Origin of the sequence: Pseudomonas sp. Irchel 3E13, from assembly GCF_900187455.1 — a bacterium.
In the GTDB taxonomy this organism is placed as follows: domain Bacteria; phylum Pseudomonadota; class Gammaproteobacteria; order Pseudomonadales; family Pseudomonadaceae; genus Aquipseudomonas.
The window spans coordinates 178,138-202,827 of record NZ_FYDX01000007.1 but is presented as its reverse complement, the minus strand read 5'-3'; the positions used below and the strand labels follow the sequence as shown (position 1 = coordinate 202,827).

General features: G+C 62.9%; 19 protein-coding genes. 6 read left to right on the top strand and 13 right to left on the bottom strand.

The window, feature by feature from the left end; all coding sequences use genetic code 11:
- Positions 1–6: 6 nt before the first annotated feature.
- The 4 genes from CKW37_RS13900 to CKW37_RS13885 all read right to left on the bottom strand — a co-directional run bounded on the left by CKW37_RS13900 (position 7) and on the right by CKW37_RS13885 (position 4,728).
- Entirely contained in the window at positions 7–1,566 is a 1,560-nt protein-coding gene (locus CKW37_RS13900; RefSeq protein WP_095156282.1) for a sensor domain-containing diguanylate cyclase, read from the bottom strand.
- 124 nt (positions 1,567–1,690) lie between these two features.
- Positions 1,691–2,869, bottom strand: a complete 1,179-nt coding sequence (gene choV / locus CKW37_RS13895; protein WP_095156281.1) for a choline ABC transporter ATP-binding protein — start codon at positions 2,867–2,869, stop codon at positions 1,691–1,693.
- Positions 2,866–3,714, bottom strand: a complete 849-nt coding sequence (choW, locus tag CKW37_RS13890) for a choline ABC transporter permease subunit (protein WP_175652826.1) — start codon at positions 3,712–3,714, stop codon at positions 2,866–2,868. The genes choV and choW overlap by 4 nt, the downstream gene beginning before the upstream one ends.
- 66 nt (positions 3,715–3,780) lie before the next feature.
- The gene (locus tag CKW37_RS13885) at positions 3,781–4,728 is read right to left on the bottom strand and encodes a choline ABC transporter substrate-binding protein (protein ID WP_095156279.1); all 948 of its coding nucleotides are present in this window, start codon (positions 4,726–4,728) and stop codon (positions 3,781–3,783) included.
- A 450-nt stretch (positions 4,729–5,178) separates the two neighbouring features.
- On the opposite strand from CKW37_RS13885, the gene CKW37_RS13880 reads away from it, so the two are divergent.
- Positions 5,179–6,555 carry an L-serine ammonia-lyase gene (locus CKW37_RS13880; RefSeq protein ID WP_095156278.1) on the top strand — a complete coding sequence of 459 codons (1,377 nt, stop codon included), beginning with the start codon at positions 5,179–5,181 and terminating at the stop codon, positions 6,553–6,555.
- 393 nt (positions 6,556–6,948) lie between these two features.
- A complete protein-coding gene (locus tag CKW37_RS13875; RefSeq protein ID WP_095156277.1) occupies positions 6,949–8,052 on the top strand; it encodes a GlxA family transcriptional regulator in 1,104 nt (367 codons plus the stop codon).
- 94 nt (positions 8,053–8,146) lie between these two features.
- Here CKW37_RS13875 and CKW37_RS13870 read toward each other — a convergent pair whose 3' ends face one another.
- The 5 genes from CKW37_RS13870 to choX all read right to left on the bottom strand — a co-directional run bounded on the left by CKW37_RS13870 (position 8,147) and on the right by choX (position 12,141).
- Positions 8,147–8,407: a hypothetical protein gene (locus CKW37_RS13870; RefSeq protein WP_095156276.1), complete on the bottom strand. Its 261-nt coding sequence runs from the start codon at positions 8,405–8,407 to the stop codon at positions 8,147–8,149.
- 274 nt (positions 8,408–8,681) lie between these two features.
- The gene (locus tag CKW37_RS13865) at positions 8,682–9,152 is read right to left on the bottom strand and encodes a thioesterase family protein (protein ID WP_095156275.1); all 471 of its coding nucleotides are present in this window, start codon (positions 9,150–9,152) and stop codon (positions 8,682–8,684) included.
- 14 nt (positions 9,153–9,166) lie between these two features.
- A complete protein-coding gene (locus CKW37_RS13860) occupies positions 9,167–10,132 on the bottom strand; it encodes an L-carnitine dehydrogenase (protein WP_095156274.1) in 966 nt (321 codons plus the stop codon).
- A gap of 16 nt (positions 10,133–10,148) precedes the next feature.
- The gene (locus tag CKW37_RS13855) at positions 10,149–11,033 is read right to left on the bottom strand and encodes a 3-keto-5-aminohexanoate cleavage protein (RefSeq protein WP_095156273.1); all 885 of its coding nucleotides are present in this window, start codon (positions 11,031–11,033) and stop codon (positions 10,149–10,151) included.
- 175 nt (positions 11,034–11,208) lie between these two features.
- Positions 11,209–12,141 carry a choline ABC transporter substrate-binding protein gene (choX, locus tag CKW37_RS13850; RefSeq protein WP_095156272.1) on the bottom strand — a complete coding sequence of 311 codons (933 nt, stop codon included), beginning with the start codon at positions 12,139–12,141 and terminating at the stop codon, positions 11,209–11,211.
- A gap of 171 nt (positions 12,142–12,312) precedes the next feature.
- Between choX and CKW37_RS13845 the strand changes: the two genes are divergently transcribed.
- Positions 12,313–13,260 (top strand): GlxA family transcriptional regulator, encoded by a 948-nt coding sequence (locus CKW37_RS13845; protein WP_095156271.1) that lies wholly within the window; start codon positions 12,313–12,315, stop codon positions 13,258–13,260.
- A gap of 1 nt (position 13,261) precedes the next feature.
- Here CKW37_RS13845 and tssM read toward each other — a convergent pair whose 3' ends face one another.
- From tssM to tssH, 4 genes are read right to left on the bottom strand one after another with little or no spacing between them, the layout of a single operon-like run.
- Positions 13,262–16,939, bottom strand: a complete 3,678-nt coding sequence (gene tssM, locus CKW37_RS13840; protein ID WP_095156270.1) for a type VI secretion system membrane subunit TssM — start codon at positions 16,937–16,939, stop codon at positions 13,262–13,264.
- A 14-nt stretch (positions 16,940–16,953) separates the two neighbouring features.
- Positions 16,954–18,378: a type VI secretion system protein TssA gene (tssA, locus tag CKW37_RS13835; protein WP_095156269.1), complete on the bottom strand. Its 1,425-nt coding sequence runs from the start codon at positions 18,376–18,378 to the stop codon at positions 16,954–16,956.
- Positions 18,375–19,058, bottom strand: a complete 684-nt coding sequence (vasI, locus tag CKW37_RS13830) for a type VI secretion system-associated protein VasI (protein WP_256587752.1) — start codon at positions 19,056–19,058, stop codon at positions 18,375–18,377. Before vasI ends, tssA begins: the two co-directional genes overlap by 4 nt.
- Positions 19,055–21,685: a type VI secretion system ATPase TssH gene (tssH, locus tag CKW37_RS13825; RefSeq protein ID WP_095156268.1), complete on the bottom strand. Its 2,631-nt coding sequence runs from the start codon at positions 21,683–21,685 to the stop codon at positions 19,055–19,057. Before tssH ends, vasI begins: the two co-directional genes overlap by 4 nt.
- Positions 21,686–22,175: 490 nt before the next feature.
- Between tssH and tssB the strand changes: the two genes are divergently transcribed.
- The 3 genes from tssB to tssE all read left to right on the top strand — a co-directional run bounded on the left by tssB (position 22,176) and on the right by tssE (position 24,671).
- Positions 22,176–22,679 carry a type VI secretion system contractile sheath small subunit gene (gene tssB, locus CKW37_RS13820; RefSeq protein WP_095156267.1) on the top strand — a complete coding sequence of 168 codons (504 nt, stop codon included), beginning with the start codon at positions 22,176–22,178 and terminating at the stop codon, positions 22,677–22,679.
- Between the two features lie 67 nt (positions 22,680–22,746).
- Complete coding sequence (gene tssC / locus CKW37_RS13815; protein ID WP_095156266.1) at positions 22,747–24,228, top strand: type VI secretion system contractile sheath large subunit; 1,482 nt, start codon at positions 22,747–22,749, stop codon at positions 24,226–24,228.
- 2 nt (positions 24,229–24,230) lie between these two features.
- Entirely contained in the window at positions 24,231–24,671 is a 441-nt protein-coding gene (tssE, locus tag CKW37_RS13810; protein ID WP_256587751.1) for a type VI secretion system baseplate subunit TssE, read from the top strand.
- Positions 24,672–24,690 lie beyond the last annotated feature (19 nt).

The following is a 24,690-nucleotide window of genomic DNA, read 5'->3' as shown; positions in this document are numbered from 1 at the left end:
ACGCCGCTACCCCACCACCCGATTACGCCCGCCCTGCTTGGCCCGATAGAGGTTCTCGTCCGCTTGCTTGAGCACTTCGGCGGCGCTGTTCGCGTGCGGTCCGCGGCAGCCGACGCCGATGGACAGGGTGATGTGACCAACCCCGGTCACGGCGGTGGTCTCGATGCTGGCGCGGATCCGCTCGGCAATGGCGCAGGCCGCGCTGAGGTCGGTGTCTGGCAGCAGCAGGACGAACTCTTCGCCGCCCGCGCGGCACGCCAGGTCCCCGCTGCGGGAGTGCCGGGCGATGATCGTGGCCACCTGCTTGAGCGCGACGTCGCCGGCATCGTGGCCGTAGGTGTCGTTGACCCGTTTGAAGAAGTCGATATCCAGCTCAAGCGCCGAATAGGGCTGTTGCGACTGGTCGAACAGGGCCAGCGTGGCATCCATCGCGCGGCGGTTGGCGAGGCCGGTCATCGGGTCGCTCTGGGCTTGTTCGTGCAGCCGGCCGATTTTCTGCTGGATCAGTTGCACGCTGGTGATCAGCGCCTGGCGAATGGCCGCCGGTTCCTTGTACCAGGCATCGATCTTGCGCAACTGCTCGGTGGTCTGTGGCTGGGACAGTTGTGTGGCGCTGACCGCCAGTTGCTGCAGTGGCCGGGTGATCAGCAGGGCGCCGCCCCAGAGCAGCGCCATTCCCACGAGGCTGGCCGGGAGCAGGTCGATGATCATGTTCTTCATCAGTTGACCCAGGGTGGCCAGCGCTTGCTCACTGGGTTGCTGGGCGACCACGGCCCAGTTGGCGCTGGCCACGGGCGCGTAGCCGGCGAGCATCGGGATGCCTTTGTAGTTTTTCATCTGCATGCTGCCGCTTTCGCCGCGTAGCGCAGCATCGACGGTCTTGCTGGCGCCCAGGATTTCGCCGATGCGCGGGTCGTCGGGGTGGTGCAGCAGGCGTCGGTTTTCGTCGACGACGAAGGCGAAGGTGCCGTCATGGTGGAAGTGGCTGGAGATCAGGCCGCTCAGCACGTTGCTGGTGTGAATGTAGACCGCGCCGCCAAGTACGCCGAGGAACTTGCCGCCGGGGTCGATCAGAGGCCTTGAGATGAACACCATCAGTTTGCCGCCGGCCGACTCGTAGGCGTGGCTGATCAACGGGCGACGTTCCTTGACCGCTTGCTGCATTTCTTCGGAGCGCAGCAGGCTGCCGATGATCTTCCGGTCTTCGGGGTAGACCTGCAGCACCCTGCCGGTGTCATCGGTGATGACCACGGCATCGAAGTCTTCATCCTGAGCCTGCAGCCGCAGGGTTTCGGCGCGCAGCAGCAGGGGGTTGTCGAAGTCGCGGACCAGCAGGTGGCCGCTGTAGTCCAGGTGCGACTGGGCTGATTTCAGAAAGCCGTCGATGCTGGAGGCCACCTTGGCCGCGTAGGCGCGGTTGGCTTCGAGGGTCGACTGGATCAGCGCGTCGCGCTGCACGCCGTAGGCGACCACCAGGCTGTTGGCCAGGGTGGCCAGCGCCGAAAACAGGGCGAGGAGCAGAATCAGGCTGCGCAGATCGAGGGAGCGGAAGGTGGAGAGTCTCATTGCGTGCAGGACGTCCTGAAGAGTGGCACGCGATAAGAATAGGCGGGAATCTCCGCGGGATGTTGTTTCAGGGCCTCATCGCTGCGGTTCGGCGCCCCGAAGCGCAGCGATGAGGCTCTGCGGATCAGCCGTGGTTTTTGCCCAGCAGCGCGTGATACAGCTCGCTGTCGCCGAGAATCCCCACCACACGGTTGTCCTCTTGCAGCACCAGCTTGTTGCCGGTCTGGTAACGGATCTGCAGCGCTTCGCGCATGCCGATGTTGACGTTGACCAGCGTCGGTTTGCGGCCGAGGCCTTCCACTGCCTGGCCCGGCGCCCAGTTCTGCAGGTCGAGGCCGTTCACGCCCTGGCGGGCACCCTTGATGGTGTTGCCTTCGGCCAGGTCGAGCCAGGAATCGCCGCTCGGGTCCAGGCACACCGAGCCATTGATGCGTTTGCACTGGTCCAGCGTGCGCATCAGGCTGCGGCCGCAGAGGACGTTGAGCGGATTGGTATGAGCCACGAAGGTGCGCACGTAGTCGTCCGCCGGGTTGAGGACGATCTCTTCCGGCTTGCTGTACTGGATGATCTTGCCGTCTTTCATGATGGCGATACGGGTACCGAGCTTCAGCGCTTCGTCCAGGTCGTGGCTGACGAAAACGATGGTCTTGTTCAGCTTGTGTTGCAGTTCCAGCAACTCGTCCTGCAGACCTTGGCGGATCAGCGGATCAAGGGCGGAGAACGGTTCGTCCATCAGCAGGATGTCGGCATCCATGGCCAATGCGCGGGCGAGGCCGACGCGCTGCTGCATGCCGCCGGAGAGTTCGTCGGGCTTCTTGTTGCGCCACTGGGTCAGACCCACCAGCTCCAGCTTCTCGTCCACCAGCTTGCGCCGCTCTTTCTCCGGGCGGCCCTGCATTTCGAGGCCGAAGCTGATGTTCTCGCGCACCGTCAGCCAAGGCATCAGGGCGAACTTCTGGAACACCATGGCGATGCGCTGGGTGCGCATCATCTTCAGTTCCGCCGGGGTGCAGTGGGCGATGTCGATGTGCGAGCCTTCATGCTCGACGTACAACTTGCCACGGCTGACGGTGTTGAGGCCGTTGATGCAGCGCAGCAGGCTGGACTTGCCCGAGCCGGACAGGCCCATCAGCACGCAGATTTCGCCTTTATTGATGTCCAGGTTGGCTTTTTCCACGCCCACCACCAGCCCGGTCTTCTTGAGGATTTGCTCCCGCGTAAGGCCTTGGTCTAGCAGGCTGAGTGCCTCACGCGGTCGATTGGAGAAGATGACGTCTACGTCTTCAAAGCGAATGATGCTCATGCCTCACCCCTTACCTGTACATCGGGTTGTTTGCAGATACGGTCGAGCATGATTGCCAGCAGGACGATCGCCAGGCCCGCTTCGAAGCCCAGGGCGATATCGGCAGTGTTCAGTGCGTTGACCACGGGTTTGCCCAGGCCATCGGCCCCCACCAGCGCGGCAATCACCACCATCGACAGCGACAGCATGATGCACTGGGTGATACCGGCCGCGATGCTTGGCATCGCATGGGGCAGTTCAATACGGGACAGCAGTTGTCGGCGCGAGCAGCCAAAGGCCTTGCCGGCGTCGAGCAGTTCCTGGGGTACGTCGCGGATACCCAGGTAGGTCAGGCGGATCGGCGCGGCGATGGCGAACACCACCGTCGAAATCAGCCCGGGAACCACACCCAGACCGAACAGGGTCAGGGTCGGAATCAGGTAAACGAAGGTGGGGACCGTCTGCATCAGGTCGAGGACCGGGCGCATGGCGGTGTAGAACATCGGCTTGTGCGCGGCGACGATGCCCAGCGGCACGCCGATGGCCACGCAGACCAGGGTGGCGAACAGCACCTGGGCCAGGGTCTCCATGGTTTCCTGCCAGTAACCCAGGTTGAGGATCAGCAGGAACGACGCCACGCAAAAGGCGGTCAGCGCCCACTTTCGCTGGATCAGGTGTGCGCCCAGTGCGATCAGCCCGATGAGGACGAACGGGTTGAACCAGGTCAGTGCCCCGGTCACCCCGTGAATCATCCATTCCAGCGCCGCGGCGAAGGCATCGAAGTAATTGGCGCCGTGTTGGGTCAGCCATTCAACGAAGGCCGCGATGTGCTGGCCCAAGGGTATTTTTTGATCGATCAGCATGATAGCGAGCGTCCACCTGCAAGGATTCGAAAACTCCCCGCGGCGGTCAGTGCCGCCGCGGGGGCGTGCTTACTGCGTGAGTTTGGCCTTGGCCGCTTCCAGGCCGGGTTTGCCGTCTACGGTGGTTACGCCGGCCAGCCAGGTGTCGAGCACCTGCGGATTGTTTTTCAGCCAGGCCTTGGCGGCGGCGTCGGGTTTGGTCTTGTCGTCGAGGACGTTGCCCATCAGCGTGCTTTCCATGTCCAGGGTGAAGGACAGGTTTTTCAGCAGTTGACCGACGTTGGCGCATTCCTGGGTGTAACCCTTGCGGGTGTTGGTCAGCACGGTGGCCTTGCCGAAGTCAGGGCCGAAGAAGTCATCGCCGCCACTCAGGTACTGCATCTTGAAGCGCTTGTTCATCGGGTGCGGTTCCCAACCGAGGAACACCACATCGGTGCCGCGTCGTGCTGCGCGATCGACTTGCGACAGCATGCCGGCCTCGCTCGATTCGACCACCTTGAAACCGGCGTCTTTCAGGCCGAAGGCGTTCTTGTCGATCATGCTCTGGATGGTGCGGTTGCCGTCGTTGCCCGGCTCGATGCCGTAGATCTTGCCGTCCAGCTCCTTCTTGAATTTGGCGATATCGGCGAAGTCCTTCAGGCCTTTGTCATACAACGCCTGCGGGACCGCGAGGGTGTACTTGGCGTTTTCCAGGTTGGCTCGGACGGTTTCCACGGTGCCGGCATCGCGGTACTGCTTGATGTCGTTTTCCATGGTCGGCATCCAGTTGCCGAGGAACACGTCCATGTTCTTGCCGTCGGCCAGCGACTTGTAGGTCACCGGGACGGAGATCATGGTGGTGCGGGTCTTGTAGCCCAGCGCTTCGAGAACGGCGCTGGTCACAGCGGTGGTCACGGTGATGTCAGTCCAGCCGACATCGGAGAAGTTGACGGTGTGACACGCTTCAGGCTCGGCGGCCTGGGCCAGCGCCGGGAGGCTCAGTAGCGCGGCCAGTAACAGCGAAGGTGAACCTTTCATGAATGGACTCCTTAGTGTTTTTTTTCGGACGTCCCACGGGACCGCCGTGCTTTATGTCTGCATTCGGTCGGGCCTGGCTGCCGGGCGACAGCGGGACGAGTGCCGTGCAATCGAGTCGATACCGATCATCTACCAGCGAAAAACAAACGCCTACAGGGTGCGTCGTAACCAGTACAGGCAGGGTCGCATCCAGTGCCAATGAGGTCGCATATGGATTCATCGGCCCCGATAAACACTCTTTCGCCCCGTCTGCACCGCAAAAAAACGGCGCTTTCAGGCCGCTCGCAAGGGGCGGCGTTGCTGGACAAGAGTGAGTCGGTTGCAGACGTCAGGGGTGTTGCCAAAAGCCTGATGATGCGCGGAATCGGCGGATTGCCGCCCAGTCAGCGTAGCAGCTGTGGCCTCCGTGCCCGGGCTGCGTACGCCTGCCCAATCAGGAGGTTCGTGGCCATGGCCATCAGTGTGTTCGACCTGTTCAAGATCGGCGTCGGCCCGTCCAGTTCCCATACCGTCGGCCCCATGCGCGCTGCGGCTCTGTTCGTCCAGGGCCTGCGCGAGCGGGGTGAGCTGGAGCAGGTGCGCCGCGTCGAAGTGCGCCTCTACGGTTCGCTGTCGGCCACCGGTGTCGGCCACGGCAGCGACAACGCCGTGATCATGGGCCTGATGGGCGAATGGCCGGACGCGATCGACCCGTCGCAGATCGGCATCCGCATCGCCACCCTGCGCGAAACCGACACCCTGCTGCTCGACGGCCGCCTGCCCTTACCCTTTATCTGGCAGCGCGACATGCGCCTGCTGGACGAGAACCTGCCCTATCATCCCAACGCCATGACCCTGGTGGCCGAAGGCGCTGACGGCGAGCTGCACAGCGACACTTATTACTCGGTGGGTGGCGGCTTTGTGGTCGACGCGGCGCAGGCCGCCAGCGGTGTGCTGGACAGCGACAACACCGTGCTGCCCTACGATTTCAACAGCGCCGAGGAACTGCTCGAACGCTGCAAGCAAAACGACATGCGCGTGTCGCAATTGATGCTGGAAAACGAGAAGGTCTGGCGCAGTGAAGCGGAGATTCGCGCCGGCCTGATGAAGCTCTGGCAGGCCATGCAGGATTGCGTGGAAAGCGGCCTGAAATACGAAGGCATCCTGCCCGGCGGCCTCAATGTGAAACGCCGCGCAGCCAAGTTGCACCGCAGCCTTCAGGAGCTGGGCAAGCCCAACGTGATCGGCTCGACCCTGAGCGCGATGGAGTGGGTCAACCTCTACGCCCTGGCGGTCAACGAAGAAAACGCTGCGGGCGGGCGCATGGTTACCGCGCCCACCAACGGCGCGGCCGGGATCATTCCTGCGGTGCTGCACTACTACATGCGCTTCAGCGATGAAGTCAGCGAAGCCTGTGTGGTGGACTTCTTCCTCGCTGCTGCGGCGGTGGGCATCCTGTGCAAGAAGAACGCGTCGATTTCCGGTGCCGAAGTCGGTTGCCAGGGCGAGGTCGGCTCGGCCTGCGCGATGGCTGCGGCGGGGCTTGCGGAAGTGCTCGGCGCGACTCCGGCGCAACTGGAAAACGCCGCCGAAATCGGCCTGGAACACAACCTGGGGCTGACCTGCGATCCGGTCGGCGGGCTGGTCCAGGTGCCGTGCATCGAGCGCAACGCCATCGCCGCGGTTAAGGCGATCAACGCCGCGCAGATGGCTCTGCGAGGGGATGGTGAGCACTTCATTTCCCTCGACCGGGTGATCCGCACCATGCGCGATACCGGCGCCGACATGCACGACAAGTACAAGGAAACCTCCCGCGGCGGTCTGGCGGTCAGCGCCATCGAGTGCTGAGTGCGCTGCGCCGTTTTCGCTCACCTGCCCACGCCCGCGCCGCCTTTTGGCGCGTGGGCGAAAGGCCAGTTTTTCCTACGCTGAAAATCCCTCCGTACTACCTCAGGTGACACTCTTTCGTGTCGCTTCTGGGCAACTTTCCCGCCAGTGCTACCGAACTGCTCACCACGCCTGCCGATGAGCCCTGGACCGGCCCTTTCCGTTCACTGGAGCGGCTGGTCGAGGGCGCTTTTTAGACGTGTCGCGACGTCGTTTTCAGGATTTATTGAATAGCTGTTCAATTTCAGGCATGGCATTTGCGTTGAGATTGGCAAAGCCCCTGCATTCGAACCGGGGCAAATACAAAAAGCCCGTGCCTGAGGCGCAACCTGCATTGTGTGAGGAGAGATCGCGATGACGTCGTACAACTCCGGGGCCCAACCCCAAACCCGCACGCCCCAATCCATCGGTTTCCTGCTGTTGGACAACTTCACGCTGATTTCCCTGGCATCCGCCGTTGAACCGCTGCGCATGGCCAACCAGTTGTCCGGCCGCGAGCTGTATCGCTGGCATACCCTGAGCGTGGATGGCGGCCAGGTCTGGGCCAGCGACGGTCTGCAGATCACCCCCGATGCAGCGATGCACAAGGCGCCGCCGATGGACACCGTGATCGTCTGCGGCGGCATCGGCATCCAGCGCACCGTGACCCGTGAACACGTCACCTGGCTGCAGAGCCAGGCCCGCCAGTCGCGCCGCCTCGGCGCGGTGTGCACCGGCAGTTGGGCGCTGGCCTGTGCCGGCCTGCTCGATGGTTTCGATTGCAGCGTGCACTGGGAATGTCTGGCGGCGATGCAGGAAGCCTTCCCGCGGGTGAGCATGAGCACCCGCCTGTTCACCCTCGACCGTAACCGCTTCACCAGCTCCGGTGGCACCGCGCCGCTGGACATGATGCTGCACCTGATCAGCCGCGATCACGGCCGCGAACTGTCGGCGGCGATTTCGGAAATGTTTGTCTACGAGCGCATCCGCAACGAACAGGATCACCAGCGTGTGCCGCTCAAGCACATGCTCGGCACCAACCAGCCGAAGCTGCAGGAAATCGTCGCGCTGATGGAAGCCAACCTTGAAGAGCCAATCGACCTGGACGAACTGGCGGTGTACGTCTCGGTATCGCGGCGCCAGCTCGAACGGCTGTTCCAGAAATACCTGCACTGCTCGCCGTCGCGCTACTACCTCAAGCTGCGCCTGATCCGCGCGCGGCAACTGCTCAAGCAGACGCCGATGTCGATCATCGAAGTGGCGTCGGTGTGCGGGTTCGTCTCCACGCCGCACTTCTCCAAGTGCTACCGCGAGTACTTCGGCATTCCGCCGCGGGATGAGCGCGTGGGTTCCAATACGGCCCAGCAGGTGGCGATGATGCCGATCCCGCAGGCGCTGGTGCTCTCGCCGCTGGCGGGGCCGATGGCGGCGTTGAGTCAGGCGCGGAACGAGTCGACGTTTGCGAGTGTGAGGTTGTAAGAGCGAGCTTGCTCGCGATTCTCTTGGGGCCGCTGGCCCCATCGCGAGCAAGCTCGCTCCTACAGGTCTGGAGTGGCTTGTGGAGCGACTTCGATTACCGATGAGCCGCCTTGAACTCCGCCAGCGCCGGCAACAACTGCTTTTCAATCGCCTGACGTACCGCCGGCAAGATCGTCGCGCTGCCGGTGTACATCTGCTCGACCATTCCTTTCAGCGCCTTGGCCTGTGGCTCGCTCAGCCCGCGCACCGCGTGCTCGCACGCCTGTTCGGCGCTGACCCCGGAAGGCGTTTCGAAACCGAGGGCGCGCAGGTGCCCAACCAAGTCGTCCTGATCAATCAAATCCGCGTGCATCATGGCGTTAGTCCTTGTGGCAGGTGAGATCGTGGATCGATTCTGGAAGCGCTCGGCGAGCGCGGCAAGGGCAGATTGTCGCGATGGCCGCATTACCTATGAACAGGTCGTTTTCGGCAATATTGCGTGACGCGGGAGTGTGCACACTGAGGCCATGCACAGGTTGAGGGCGGTTTGGTCACCGGTCTTCTGGCAGCAGGTAATTTGCTCACTCTTCGCCCCGGACGCGTCACGGCTATCCGGGGCTGTTTTTTTGGGCGGTTGAAACCAGAGGAACTCAGCCCGGCAGCCCGATCACCCGCCCGACAAACTCCGCCGCCGGCAGATCCGCCTGCTCCGCGACGATCCCCCGCAACCGCTCCACCACCTCCTCGGCAAAGGGCGCCGATTTCGGCCCCGCCAGGTCCACATGCAGCAGCATCTGTTCATTGGCCGCCAGCGCCGGCTCGAAGCCTTCACGGTGCAGGCTGTGATAGAGGTGCAGGCGCTTGCGGTCGAAGCCGATCACTTGCGTGTTCACCCACACCGGCGTCCCCAGCTTCACCTCATGCAGGTAGTTCAGGTGGCATTCCAGGGTGAACAGCGAATGCCCCGTGGCATCGCGGTTGGCGCCGTCCAGGCCGATGCGCTCCATGAACGCATCGGTGGCGTAGCTGAAGATCAGCAGGTAGAAGGCATCGCGCAGATGCCCGTTGTAATCCACCCAGTCTTCCAGCACCGGGGTCTGGTAAGTCAGCAAGGCAGGCATCGCGTTTCTCCGGGTCAGTCGCTGAACGTCATGCCGTGGCGGGCCTTGGTGGTTTTTACCGCGTCCAGCACCGCCAGCAGGCAGTCATCACGATAGCGCTCCAGCGAGGCAATGCTGCGCTCGCCGCGCTGGTCGGTGGTGCCATCCACCACGGCGTCGATCAGTTCATCGGTCAGCGCCGGGGCGGGCAGGTAGGTCCACGGCAGTTGTAGCGCCGGGCCGAACTGCGCCATGAAGTGGCGCATGCCAGCATCGCCACCGGCCAGGGTGTAGGTCAGGAAAGTACCCATGAACGACCAGCGCAGACCAGCGCCGAAGCGGATCGCGTCGTCGATCTCGCCGGTGGTGGCCACGCCATCGTTGACCAGGTGCAGCGCCTCGCGCCACAGCGCTTCGAGCAGGCGGTCGGCGATGAACCCGGGGACTTCCTTGCGCACGTGCAACGGTTGCATGCCGAGGGCGCTGTAGACCTGTTTTGCTGCTTCGATAGCCTCGGGCGCGGTGTTCCGGCCGCCGACGATTTCCACCAGCGGCAGCAGGTACACCGGGTTGAACGGATGGCCGACCACGCAGCGCTCGGGATGGATGGACGACTCGTAGAACTCGCTGGGCAACAGCCCCGAGGTGCTGGAGGCGATCAGTGCATCGGGCTTGGCTGCGGCGCTGATCTGGCCGTGCAGGTCGAGCTTGAGCTCCAGCCGCTCCGGCGCGCTTTCCTGGATGAAATCGGCGTCGCGCACGCATTCCTCAATGGTCGCCACGAAACGCAGCCGCTCCTGCGAGGCGCCGGGCGCCAGGCCTTGTTTCTCCAGCGCAGGCCAGGCGTTGGCGATGCGTTTGCGCAGAGCCTGCTCGGCGCCGGGCGCCGGATCCCAGGCCACTACGTCGAGGCCGTTGGCCAGCGCGCGGGCGACCCAGCCGCTGCCGATCACGCCGCTGCCGAGGGCGGCGAAGGTTTTGATTTCAGTGATAAAGCGCATGTGGGGCTCCTGTGGATCAGCGACGGGTCAGGTTCATTTTGGCGCGGCCTTCGGCGGGGGTCAGAACCCGCGCGCCCAGGCGGTGAAGGATCTCGGCGGCGCGCTCCACCAGTTGGCCGTTGCTGGCCAGCACGCCTTTCTCCAGCCACAGGTTGTCTTCCAGGCCGACCCGCACGTTGCCGCCCAGCAGCACCGCCTGTGCGGCCATCGGCATTTGCATGCGACCGATGCCGAACCCGGCCCAGGTCGCGCCTGGCGGCAGGTTGTCGACCATGGCTTTCATGGTGGTGGTGTCCGCCGGCGCGCCCCACGGGATGCCCAGGCAAAGCTGGAACAGCGGGTCGTCCAGCAGGCCTTCCTTGATCATCTGCTTGGCGAACCACAGGTGGCCGGTGTCGAAGATTTCCAGCTCGGCTTTCACGCCCAGTTCGGTGATGCGCTTGGCGCCGGCGCGCAGTTGGCTCGGGGTGGAAACATAGATGCTGTTGCCGTCGCCGAAGTTGAGGGTGCCGCAGTCCAGGGTGCAGATTTCCGGCAGCAATGCTTCGACGTGGGCCAGACGCTCCAGTGGGCCGATGAGGTCGGTGCCGGGGCCGAATTCCATGGGCATTTCGCCGGGGCCGATCTCCAGGTCGCCGCCCATGCCGGCGGTGAGGTTGACGATGATGTCCACGTCGGATTCGCGGATGCGCTCCATCACTTCGCGGTAGAGCGCCACATCGCGGCTGAAGCGGCCGGTCTCGGGATCGCGGACGTGGCAGTGAACCACGGTGGCGCCGGCCTTGGCGGCTTCCACCGCGGCGGCGGCGATCTGCTTCGGCGTGACCGGGACCAGGTGGCTTTTGCTGGCGGTGTCGCCGGCGCCGGTGAGGGCGCAGGTGATGATGACGTCGTGGTTCATTGCGGGGTTCCTTGGGGCGTGTCTGTCTGGTTCGTGGCCTGGGTGGGCGACGAAAAATCATGGGTATCGCGTAGCACTTCTGTAGGAGCGAGCGTGCTCGCGATGGCTGTGTCGCGGGCTCTGTGAGGGCCTCATCGCGAGCAAGCTCGCTCCTGCAGGGAAGGACGGCGGGGTCTCAGTTGGCGGTGAGCTTGAGGTTCTCAGCGGCGGGTTGCCCGTCCAGCGTGGTCACCCCTTCAAGCCAGCGGGCCTTGTCCTCGGGATGGTCCTTGAGCCACTGCCGCGCCGACTCCAGCGCGTCCTTGTGGTCCAGCAGCGGTTGCATCATCCGGCTCTCGGCTTCGGCGCTGAAGGTCAGGTTGCTCAGCAGGCGGCTGACGTTCGGGCAGCGGCTGGCGTAGTCCGGCGCGGTGACGGTCCACACCGTGGCGCGGCCTTCATCCGGGCCCAGGGCGTCTTCGCTGCCGCTCAGGTAGGCCATGTCGACATTCACGTTCATCGGATGCGGCGCCCAGCCGAAGAACACCACGGCTTCCTTGCGCCGCACGGCGCGATCGACCGCCGCGAGCATGCCGGCCTCGCTGGACTCCACCAGCTGGAATTTGCCCAGGCCGAACTGGTTCTTGGCGATCATCGCCTTGATCTGGGTATTGGCCCCGGAACCCGGCTCGATGCCGTAGATCTTGCCGCCCAATTCCTTCTGGAATTTCTGGATGTCGGCAAAGGTTTTCAGGCCCTTGTCGGCCAGGTATTTCGGCACGGCAAGGGTGGCGCGGGCGTCGTTCAGGCTGGGGGTGTCGAGCACCTTGACCTGGCCTGCGTCGACGAACGGGGTGATGGTCTGGGTCATGATCGGGTTCCAGTAGCCCAGGAACAGGTCCAGTCGCTGGTCACGGATACCGGCGAAGATGATCTGTTGCGAGGCACTGGTCTGTTTGGTCTGGTAGCCGAGGCCGTCCAGCAGCACCTGGGTCATGGCGCTGGTGGCCATCACGTCGGTCCAGTTGACGACGCCCAGGCGGACGTTCTTGCAGACGGCCGGCTCGGCGGCCAGTGCGTTGGTGCTGAGGATTGCGGTACCGACGAGCATCAGCAGCGATCTGTACATGGTGGCTCCTCCAACGGCAGTTCTAATTGTTATAGGGATGCGGCTTCTGCGAGCCGTGGTGCTCAAATTACGCGGGCTTCAGCGTAGAAAATCGCACTGTGGCGACCGGCGCTTGCACAGCGGCGACCTGCGCGGTATTAACCGCACTTCCCTGGCTGTCGAGTCGCCACCATGTCCCAGGATTTCCACTTTCTGCTGTTGCCCGGATTCTCCGCGCTGGGTTTCATTTCGGCGCTGGAGCCGCTGCGGGTGGCCAACCGTTTCCGCGCCGGGCTGTATCGCTGGCGGGTGCTGAGCCTGGACGGCGGGGCGGTGCTGGCGAGCAACGGCATGTCGGTCAACGCCGACGGTCCGCTGGAGCCGCTGGGCAAAGGCGCGACGCTGCTGGTGGTGGCGGGTTTCGAGCCGCTGCAGAGCTACGGCCCGACGCTGGCGCACTGGTTGCGCAAGCTCGATCACGACGGCGTGGTGCTCGGTGGCATCGACACCGGCACGCTGGTGCTGGCCGAAGCCGGGCTGCTCGACGGCCACCGTGTGACCTTGCACTGGGAGGCGCTGGACGCGTTCAAGGAGCGGTATCCGCGTTTGGAGGCGACGCAGGAGCTGTTCGAAGTGGACCGCCGCCGCATCACCTCGGCGGGCGGCACCGCGTCCATTGACCTGATGCTCGACCTGATCGCCCAGGCCCATGGCGCCGAGCTGGCGATTCAGGTGTCCGAACAGTTCGTGCTCGGGCGCATCCGCCCGCGCCAGGACCACCAGCGCATGCAGATCGCCTCGCGTTACGGCATCAGCAACAGCAAGCTGGTGCAGGTGATCGGCGCGATGGAGCGCAATACCGAGGTGCCGCTGAACACCCTCGACCTGGCCGGGTCGGTGCAGGTCAGCCGGCGCCAACTGGAGCGGCTGTTCCGCCTGTACCTGAACGACACGCCCAGCGGCTTTTACCTGCGCTTGCGCCTGGACAAGGCGCGGCAACTGCTGCGCCAGACCGAGATGAGCGTGCTGGAGGTGAGCATCGCCTGCGGCTTCGACTCACCGTCGTATTTCACCCGCAGTTATCGGGCGCGGTTTCAGCGGTGCCCGCGGGAGGACCGGCGGGCTGTCAGTGGTGGGTGATCTACAGCCCGTCCTGCAACAACTTCAGCGGCAAAGCAAAGCCTTTGAACAGCGGCTGGGTGAACGGGTTGTTGGCTTTCTCCGTACTGATGCGGTAACGCATGCTGCCGTCCGGCGCGGAGAAACTGAGGTCCACGCTGGTGCTGGTGGTGCCGTTCAGTCGCGCCTGGCTCAGCAGTCGATAAAGCGACCAGGGCCCGCGATAGACCAGGCCGCTGCTGCTACCGCCAGCATTGACGAGGCTCATGCGGCTTTCGTTGTTGGGGGCCAGGGTGTTGGGCCATATCAGCGCCGTGCTGGTCGTCGGGCCATGGTTGTAGGTGACCAGTTGTCCTTCGACGCTGAGCGAGCTGCTGCGTTTGTTGGGCGCCAGGCCCAAGGGCTCGATATAGAACTGCACGCCGAGTAACCCGCGACTGTTGAAGAAGGCATCGCGGATGCGATCGGCCGACTCCAGCCGGGTTTGCACGTCGGCCCGCACCAGGTAGCCGCCGAGGCGCTCGGAGTAGAGGGCCTCCAGGTTTTCTTCGAGAAACAGGTTGAGGTACTCCACGCGGAATTGCTGTAGCCGACCCTGTGGACCGAAGAACGCGGTGAAGTCTTCCAGCGAAACCTCCTCCCGGCTGGTGGGGTTGAATGGATAGCGATCAGCCAGCCGCTCGCGGTAGAAGCGATGGATGTCGCTATCCCAGCGCCGCTCCAGCTCGCGCAGCGCTTCCACCAGAATCACCCGCGAGGACTCATTGGCCAGCTTGGCCACCTGGCGGTTCATCGGCTCGGGCAGGCCAGCGGCAACTCGCTGCAGGTTGGCGATGGGGTCGGGGCCTTTCAGCGAGAAGCGCTCCACAACCATGGCGAGCGCAGCCTTACCGCGGTCGGGACTGTCGTGCACCAAGCGGACCTTTTCCTGCACGCTGCCAATTGCCAGCATCGTTTCCTCCAGGTAGGACGCTCGTTCTCCCCGGGCTTCAAGCAGTTGGGTCAATGGCGTGAAGGCGCGCACGATTTCCAGGGTCATTGGTGTCTGAGTGGCATCAGCACTGACCTCGGCCACCTGATCAGTCAGTGTCGCAGCCTTATCGATCAGATTCGCCGTGCCGCTGGCGGGAACGGGTCTGACGCCAAACTCACTGTTATCGCGCACTGTTTCGACCAGGCGGCGCAGCGGATCGGCCGGGCCTGTGATACTGCCCAGGATGCTGACGGCGTCGGTGATGTCGTGGAAGTCGCGGACCTCTAGCTGGCTGAGGTTGCGCCGCCAGGTGTCGACGTAGGCGCGGCTGTAGATCGCGCGGATTCGCTCGGCCAGGATGGTTTTATCAGCCTGCGAATAATCAATTCCGCCGCGCTCGCCCAAGGCCCATTGGTCGACCATCGCCAGCTCGGTGAGGCCCTCGTTGTGTTGGGCGAAGTAGCTGCGATAGCCACTGGCGGTCAGCAGGGCATCGATGCGTCCGTCGGAAGAAAGAGACTCCCCTTCAGGCCCCTCCACCGTTTCCGGCTCGGTCTGGTAGACGATATCGAAGGCCGGGCCGATTTCATTGCGCAGATCCAAGGGCGAACGCAGGGACGCACCGGCCTCCTGGCGCATGGTCATGTACACCCGCTCTGGCAAGGGAATCTGCTGCAGGTGCCGCTGAACCACGGCAACCCGATCGTGATAGTTCGGGAGCTGTGTGTCGGCGTACTTCATGGCGTATTCCAGATGCCGCATCAATGCGCGCTGGGTACCGTCGTTGCCCGGGAACGCTCGCTGCCAGTAGGCCGCCATCCATCCTTCCACCACCGGCGCGCGGCGATTGGGGCGGTCTTCGATCATTCGGTAAACACGCAGGGCCGCCAGTTGAGCGTCACCCTCGATGTCGGCACCGTCCAGTGCTTCCATGACGCCGCTGGCCAATGCCGGCAGAAAACGTTGAGAGAGTAACGCCAGGTAGGCTTCGTCTACCTTGGGGCCTATCGCTCGGCCCTGATACAGGCCCATGTTTGCTACAAGTGGCCAGGCATCGCGGTAGTCGCCATAGACGGCGACCGCGTTGCTGATCTGGTCCAGTGGCTGCAACAGGTTGTATCCGGTTGGGTCCAGCGTGCCGTCGATGGCGCTGGCGCTGAAGTCGCGGCTGCGCTCCATGACACTCGAGGCCTTGTCGCGATTGACGGTGTAATAGTGGTGCCAGCCGCCGATGATCATCAGGCTGCCCAGCGAGGCAATGCCGAAATGCAGGGCGAGGGCGTGTTTCTTCTGTCTCAGGACACGAGGGTTGTCGCCGGCCAGGCCTGATTCGGGATAGATGACGCGCTGGAACAGTTGCTGGGCAAAATAGACCATTGCCCGCCCGCTGGGGTGCATCGCGTTGGCCGACTCGCGCAGGCCGTAAGTCTTGGCCGCCGATGTCACGAAGGCGTTATTGAGCACACCTTGCTGATACACCGAAGAGAAGAACACGCCGCGTGGCAAGGATGGCGTGGCGAAGCGATCACTGCCCATCACATCCGCAAGGAAGTCCAGCAGCACCGAGCGCAGACCGGACATCTGCCGCACCAGCGAGTACAGGGACTCGCGCTGCGACATTTCGCCGACATCCGCCATGGCGTCGAAGACCTGCTCGTTCAGGCGGTCGAGGAAGCTGTCGTAGCGCACGCCCAGCTCCTCGAGCCACGCGTCGTAGTCTCGTACCGAATCCAGGGTGAAGGTGAAGCCGAAAATATCCTCGCGAGCCGACTTGGGCAGGCGGGCGAACAAGGGCTCGAAGCCTTCGAGCAGGTCGAACTTGCTGAGCACGACATACAGCGGCGGGCGCGTGCCCAGTTCGCGGCTGAGTTCGATCAGTCTTGCCCGCAGCAACATGGCCAGGGCTTTGCGGTCGCTGGGTTTCTGGTTCAGCAAGGTCACCAGGCTGACCATCAGGACGACGCCATTCAGCGGCCGGCGGCTGCGATTGCGCCCAAGCCAGCTGACGAAGCTGTTCCACAGGCGCGAATGGAGGTCTTCCGGCAACCCGGCGGTGGCGCGTCGCAGCGAGGTATCCCGGTCGACAGGGGCCGGGTCCGGTACGTCCTTTTCTTGCGGGTTTGCTGCAACCCGCGGCTGGCTGATGATCTCGCCAGGAGGGTCGATAAGCACCGCCTGGTCGCCGATGCACCAGTCAATCGGGTAGAGCCTGTCCGGGTCTTCCTGTGTGCGCCAACTTCCCGCTTTCATCTCTCCCGTCAGGGAGAAGCTCGGGTTGGAGCGGTTGACGAAGCTGGTCTTGCCCGAGTTTTCCTGCCCGAGAACCAGGTACCAGGGCATCTGGTACAAGGCATTGCGGCCTTTGAGGTTGGATTGGAGCAGTGCAAGGCTGCGGTCGAGGTCGCGTTCCTGCGCTTCGATGTAGCGCAGGCAGCTATCGGTCTGCACTTCCTGATCATGTTTGCGTTCCGCCTCCAATAGCCGAGTGTGCCGACGCAGGTGAAGCGCCCAACCCAGCAACGGAATCACCAGCAACACGATCGTGGCCAGGAACCTCGCGGTCAGGTTGCCGAGGGGCTGCCGCTCGGCAACGGTCCACAGCGGGCCGAGCCACCAGATGGCAATCACGGCCATTGCCAGGGCCAGCAGCATGAGCGGCATGCCGGGCTTGACCCAGCGCAGAACGGGCCGGCCGTATTGTTGCAAGTTGGACCAGATGTTCCTCAAGGCAATGCTCCTGTTCAATTCTTGTGTTCTTCGCCAGCCGGCGCGTGCCGCACCAGCAACGCGTAGAGTTCCGGTTCCCACGCCCGGGTGGAGGCGCTGTTCATGACGCTGTGGGCTCGGGCATACAAACCTTCTGCGAGCCAGGCCAGCCCACGGGAGGCGAGCAGTTCGGCCGCGATGGCCATGACATGACAGCCATGTCTCACATCGGCCTTGTGCTGCTGGAGTGCTTCCAGGCGCCGCAGCATCGACTCCACGCCTGTGGAGTCGAGCAGCGCATTCAGTTCGTCTCGCAGTGCCGGGTATTCCAGGCCGGAGCCGGTTTCGCTGTTCTGCGCGGCACCGCTCAGCCAGGCTTGGGTGTCGTCATCGATGAAGGGGCGGCCATCGGCGAATTCCAGCGTGGTCAAGGCCGGCAGGCGGGTCACGAAGCGTTCGCTGGCCTGGCGTATGGCCTCGGCTACCCGTGGCATGTCCAGCTTGCGAGCGGTGCCGGCGGACAGGAAGCTGCCGCGGAGCCAGTACGGTGACGAGGCAACGCTGCGTTCGATCTGTTGCAAGAGGGTCGGGCCGACGCTGTTGGTTGTCAGGGCTTCGGCGTAGCTGTCGGCAACATCCCGTGGGACAGCCATCAATTCTGTGCGGTTGTCCTTGGTCGCCGAGGGCACCTGTGTCAGGTGTGACCACAGGGCGAACCGGCGCAAGAGATAGCCGGTCGGGTCGTAGGCATCCTGCTGATTAATGATCTCGGCGGCCGAAACCAGTGAACGGCGATTCTCCCGTCCATTGCCCGGATTGGACTGCAGGGGAACGAGGAGCGTATCGGCCAGCGCCTCGCTTCTGGAGGGCAGGTAGACGGGGTGTTCGGCCAGTTCCGGGGCGCGGTTGGATTCGGTGTGCTGTCGCAGTTTGCTTTCCAGTCTGCTTAGCTCCGGAACATCCAGCCCGGCCAGAGAGGCATTTGCCTGGAGGTTGTCGAGTGCCTGCTGGCCCGCCTTGAAGAAATCTTCGGCGTAGCCTTTGCGGTCCAGCCTGGGCAGGGCCTCGCTCAGTCGCTCCAGATATTGCTCAACCAGGCGACGCTTGCTTGAGTAACCTGCGGCGCCCGGCTTGGGGTGACCTGTTTCCCAATATTTCTCCACCATGCCGGCCAGTACGCCTGCGGCTTCGGCCCAGCCCCGCCAACTGTTCGTTCGCAGGTGTACCGTTATCAGGTGGCCGGCGATGCGAAAGTGTTTGCAGTGGTTGCTCAGGTACTGCCGGGCACTCTGGTCAACGAGGTTCCAATCGATGGCCCGTTCCTGCAGGCCGCCGAGCTTGATCATTTCATGATCGATGTCCTGGAACAGCGGGTTCTCTTCATCGAACGTACCCGCAGGCTGGCGCTCATCCAGCGGCGTCAGCAGCGCCTTGAGGTCGAGCGGGGGAAGCTGCCTCACCACTGACACGCCTCGCGTTGTCTCGACATCTGTTCGGCCAGCGCGCTGGCATCGAAACGCATGCCATCGAACGGACCGTGATTGCTCTCGACTTGCAGCAGTTGCGCTGGACGGGTCAGGTGCCGCAACTGCTCGATGGCCACCAGCCCACGGCCGGCGTCGCTAACCGTGCCGTCTTCCAGCACTTGCCAGGGACGGGTAGGCGTAATCGGTGTGCCATCCAGCAGAAGCCTGATGGTGATGTGGTTCACCGGCAGTGGGTCGGCGCTCAGCAACTGCAGCCGGGATATGTTCGACAGGCAACTGATCGCCAGATAGGTTTCGGCGGCAGTACCGCTCAGCGCGGGTGCGGAAATCACCACTTTGTTCTGCCCAGGCAGGGCATCCGCGCTACGGGTGATCCTCGAGACGGTCTCCTCCGGGCGCCTTCCTGCCTCATTGGCGTTGACCAGGCGCGTGATGTGTGGCGCCTGTACCACCGGCTCGGCAACGGACGCGGTTGCCGGAGGTTGCTGTGGCGGATAAGTGGGTGGCGTTTCGGCTATGGCATCGAAGCAGGCGAGGCGCTCCAGCGCGGAGGTGATTCGGGTGCAGTCAGGTCCTGCTGCCGTGGCGGGCTCACTGCTATCGCAGCCAGCCAGAATCACCGCCGCCAGCACTGTCAGTCTCATCAGCTTCATGTGAGGGAACCCTTCCGTTCGGAAGTCAGGCCGCCGGCCTGGAGCTGTTCAGGCAGAAGTGGCGTCAACGTTGCCGCGAACGCACCATCGGCCCAGCTCAGTTCCGCATGCTGGATTTTTTCCCCGCGAGACAGTCGTTGCAGTACGGCCAGTGACAAGGGGGGGAGCAACTCGCCATCGATGATCGCATCGAGCATGCGCGCTCCATTTCGATGCCGCGCACAACGTGTCCGCAGCTCAATCCGTGCGGCATCGGTGATTGTCAGCGTGGCTTGGTGGCGTTGCTGAAGCTGCTGTTCCAGCCGTTGCAGGCGGCCATCGATGATCTCGGCGAGCACGTCTTCGTTCAGGTAGCCATACGGAACGATCTGCATACGGGCCAGCAATGCCGGTTTGAAAAAGCCCATGAGCCGCTGGCGCAGCACATCGCCTTCCAGGTCTTGCAGTGACTCATCGTCCTGATCGAAGCCCAGGTTGGAGGTCAGGAAGAACAGCACGTTCTGACAGTCGATGCGCCGGCCCTCGCCATCGTTCAGCTCGCCCTTGTCGAAGGCCTGGTAGAACAGGTCGAGCACTTCCGGATGGGCTTTTTCCACCTCATCGAGCAGCACCACCGAATAGGGTTGCTTGCGAATGGCTTCGGTGAGAACGCCCCCCTCGCCATAGCCGACATAGCCAGGCGGAGCACCCAGCAGGCGAGATACGGTGAATTTCTCCTGGTACTCGGACATGTTGATGGTGGTCAGGAACTGTTCACCACCGAAGAGCACGTTCGCCACCGCCAGGGCGGTTTCCGTCTTGCCGACGCCACTGGGGCCCACCAGCAGGAAGGCGCCCATCGGCGTGCCTGGGCGGCGCAGGTCTGCCAGCGCGGTGAGCAGGCGTCGGTGCAGGATTCCAAGGGCAGCGTCCTGGCCTTTGATGCGGTTTTTCAGGTTCGACGGCAAGCTTTCCAGACGCGCCATCTGGTCGCTGTTGATAGTGGTCGCCGGAATACCCGTCCAGTCGGCAATCACCTGGGCTATCTGTTCAGCGCCGACATCGGCGTGCACCAAGGCGCCTGTACGCTGGAGCTCGCTCAACTGTGCGACCTTTTCGGCCAGCACCCGGGTAACAGCCTCGTCGTCGTTGCCAGCTCGCAGGCCGACGATTTCGTCCACCAGTGCTTTCTGTTGTTCCCATGCCTGGCGCAGTTGCCCGGTGTTATCCAGCATGCCCTCGCGGGCGGTGGCCAGCGCTTCCAGCCGGCCCGGGGTGATCGCTCGGCCAGCCTTGCCGTCGCGTATCAGTTGGGCGGATTCGGCGTCGATCTGTCGGAGTTCGTTCTCCAGTGCGTTGAGTCGCCTTGGCGGTTCGGCCAGCGCAGACGCGACGCGGGCACAGGCGGTGTCGAGCACGTCGATGGCCTTGTCCGGCAACTGCCGTCCAGAGAGGTAGCGGCTCGACAGGGCGGCGGCGGCTTGCAGCGCGTCATCGCCGATGAACACTTGATGCGATGCTTCGTAGACGGGGCGCAAGCCACGCAGAATGTGCACGGCCTGCTCAGGGGTGGGTGACTCCAGCTTGACCAACTGGAAGCGACGGGTCAGGGCGGGGTCCTTCTCGAAGTATTTCTTGTACTCCGACCAGGTCGTAGCGGCGATGGTACGCAGCTCGCCTCGTGCGAGCGCCGGCTTCAGCAGGTTTGCCGCGTCGCTGCCGCCGGCGAGGTTGCCGGCGCCGATCAGGGTGTGGGCCTCATCGATGAACAGGACGATCGGCCGGGCGGCGCCCTTGACCTCGTCGATGACCGCCTTCAGGCGTTTTTCGAACTCACCCTTCACGGCAGCGCCTGCCTGCAGGGCACCCAGGTCCAGCCCCCACAGTTCGACCCTGCGCAGCGGCTCGGGCACGCGGCCCTGCACGATCCGCAAGGCGAGGCCTTCTACCACCGCGCTCTTGCCGACGCCCGCATCGCCCACCACGATGGGGTTGTTCTTGCGCCGGCGCGAAAGGATATCGATCATCAGATCCATCTCGGCATCGCGGCACAGCACCGGGTCCATGCGTCCTTCGCGCGCCTGGGCGGTGAAGTTGTGGCCGAACCTGGCCAGTGCACTGTCGTCGCCTGACGTTGCTGCCGATGCCTGCGGTTGCGCCGCGGCCTGCAGCGTTTCCGCCGAGGCTGCCAACTGCGCCGCAAAGCGTTTGCGCAGTGATTCGCGGTTGACCGCGTCGAGCAGGCGGATGGCCGCCAGAGGCAGGTAGCGTGCGGGACTGAGCAAGGCCGCCAGGAAGACCGCGCCGCTGCGTATGTGCGGTTGCCCCAGCTCTACCGAACTGAGCAGCCAGGCATCTTGTAAAACCTCGACAAGAAGAGGGGAGAAGGACGGGTACTGGCTGCGGCCTGAATCACGGTCTTCGAAGCCGCTGGACAGGGCATGCCGCACGGCATCGACATCAAGACCTGCGCCGGCGATCGTGACGCGGACGTCGCAGGCAGGCTGTCCGAGGAATGCCGTCAGCAAATGCATAACGGTCACTTCCGCGCCGCCCTGGTCGATGCACAGGTTTCCTGCTTCTTCCAGCGCCTGCCGGCAGCAGGGACTGAGACGTTCTAATAGCGCAGCCGGATCAACCGTGATCATTTGTGTAGTTCACCTTTAGATAAGCAGGAAGTACTTCCTTGTTGCGCGGCAGCCCATTCTGTGGGGCGTACCGGTTGTCCCGAGTGTCACTTGGTTTCTATTGAAAAAGTGCATCGAAACTAGAGGTGCGCAACGACCTGAAAAGAAAGCATTAAAGTTAATTACTTGTATATAGGAATATTCCGATAGGGCTTTGTAAGCTTTCTTCTAGTTTGTTACTTAAAATTTGAAGGCATTTCCTCGTGATAATGAGGAAATTTCCTATTTTATTGCTGTTTGGCCTTGTTCTAGTCTTGGCGCTGTTTTGAATTGAGGCGAGTTCGTTGGCGTTGCTCCGGCAGTGGTGCGGAGCGAAATGGTCAATCTATTCATGAGCTAGATGATTTCTATGTGACTCGATGAGCTCATCGGAGCGCCGCGTTTCATCGCATGCATGTGCGGGTATTTCGATGAGCGCCAACTAATAAGCGAACTTCCGGAGAAGTAGTTCATGGCAAATAAAAAAGGCTCGGTCGCCCCCAAGGAGCGAATCAATATCACCTATGTTCCCGCCACCAATGGTGAGCAGGAAGAAGTGGAACTCCCTTTGCGGTTGCTGGTGGCGGGGGACTTTATCGGGCGAGAGGAAGACAGTGCGCTCGAAGACCGAATTCCGGTTCGTATCGACAAGGACACGTTCAACAGTGTCATGGCTGAACAATGCATCGGCCTCAAGGAAAGTGTCTCCAGCACACTTTCAGACAGTGCGGATGACTCGCTGGATATCGATCTGACCTTCCATTCCATTGATGACTTCGGCCCTGACGCCGTCGCCCGCCAGATTCCTGAACTGAACAAGTTGCTCGAATTGCGCGAGGCGCTGGTCGCTCTCAAGGGGCCTCTTGGCAATGTCCCGGAATTTCGCAAGCAACTGCAGGCCATGTTGGGTGATGAAGCTGCGCGCGGCCAGCTTGCCAAGGAGCTGGAAGCAGTGCTCGGCGAAAGCGTGAGCTGATCCGGTTCTGTCCGGCCCGAATGGGCTGGCGAGCAATTCATCCATTCATTTTTCAAAGGATATGAGCATGACCGAAGCGCAATCCGCCCCTGTCGAGCAACAACGTTCCAATCATGAAGGTGGCCTGCTGGCCCAGATTCTTGCTCAGACGCGAATCGAGCCAAGCCAGGAGGGCTATGCCGTTGCCGAGCGCGGTGTAGCTGCTTTCATCGCCGAAATGCTCAAGTCGTCTGATCAGCAACGGCCGATCAACAAGCAGTTGGTCGACCAGATGCTGGCGCAGATCGACGCCAGAATCGGCAAGCAAATGGACGTGGTCCTGCATCATCCGAGGTTCCAGGCGCTGGAGTCGAGCTGGCGTGGTCTCAAGTTCCTCATCGACCGTACGGACTTCCGCGAAAACACGATCATCGACCTGCTGCACGTGACCAAACCGGAGTTGCTGGAAGACTTCGAGAGCGCCAGCGATATCACCCGCAGTGGCCTTTATCGACACGTCTACACCTCTGGCTACGGCCAGTTTGGCGGTCTGCCGGTCGGGTGCATGGTCAGCAACTACACCTTCGGGCCGTCGGCTCCGGACATCAAGCTGCTCGGCTACGTCGCCTCTGTCGGCGCGATGGCCCATGCGCCATTCCTTGGTGCCGTCGGACCGGAAATGTTCAATCTGGAATCGTTCCAGGAACTGTCGAACCTCAAGGAAGTGAAGGACATTTTCGATGGGCCACGCTTTACCAAGTGGCGCGGCCTGCGCGATTCCGAGGATGCGCGTTATCTGGGGCTGACCATGCCGCGCTTCCTGCTGCGCCAGCCTTACGATCCACTCGAGAACCCGGCTCGCAGTTTTGACTATCGCGAGACCATCGACGGCGATCACCACAACTACCTTTGGGGTAACACCTCGTTTGCGCTGGCCGGTCGCATCGTCGACAGCTTTGCCAAATATCGTTGGTGCCCGAACATCATCGGTCCGCAGTCGGGCGGCACCGTAGATGACCTGCCGGTTCATCTCTACGAGTCCCTCGGCCAGCTTCAGGCCAAGATCCCCACCGAAGTACTGGTCTCTGACCGGCGCGAGTTCGAGCTGTCCAGCGAAGGCTTCATTCCGCTGACCATGCGCAAAGACAGCGACAACGCGGCCTTCTTCTCGGCCAACTCGGTGCAGCGCCCCAAAGTGTTCGCCAAGACGCCCGAAGGCCAGGCGGCGCAGACGAACTACATGCTCGGCACGCAGTTGCCCTACATGATGATCATCAACCGGCTGGCCCACTACCTCAAGGTGCTCCAGCGCGAGCAGATCGGTAGCTGGAAAGAGCGTCCGGACCTGGAGCGGGAACTCAACAACTGGATTCGGCAATACGTCGCCGACCAGGAAAGCCCGTCTTCCGATGTGCGCAGCCGTCGACCTCTGCGCGCGGCGAAAATCGCGGTGCAGGACGTCGAGGGTAATCCGGGTTGGTATCAGGTATCGCTCTCGGTCCGTCCGCACTTCAAGTACATGGGCGCCAACTTCGAGCTCTCGCTTGTCGGTCGGCTCGACAAGGAATGACGGTGAATTTGACCGTATCGCCCTCGCCAGGTCTGGGAAGTCTGTTTCAGCGGCTCGACCCGGACCTGCCGCCTAGGCGCTTGCGCACCCGGCAGGCATTGGCGTCCGAGCGAATTCTGGCCATCAAGAACAACCTGGAACAGTTGCTCAACGCTCGTCAGGGTGGCTCGCAGAGCTGCCCTGGCTTGGGGTTGCCTGACATGAATGATGCCACTGCGGGCCAGTTGGAACTGAGAAACCAGATCTGCCAGAACATCCGGGAAATGATCGCTCTCTATGAGCCTCGCGTCCGGGTGCTGGACGTTCGCATGCTTGCTGCGGCCGAGCAGCCGCTGGGCCTGTGCTTTCGCCTGCATTGTCAGATCCCGGTTGCGGAGGCATCCGAGCAGGTCGAGATAGACCTGCTGGTTCATCAGCGGCAACAACGGATTCAGGTGTTGTGAAGACAATGACCGGGGAGGC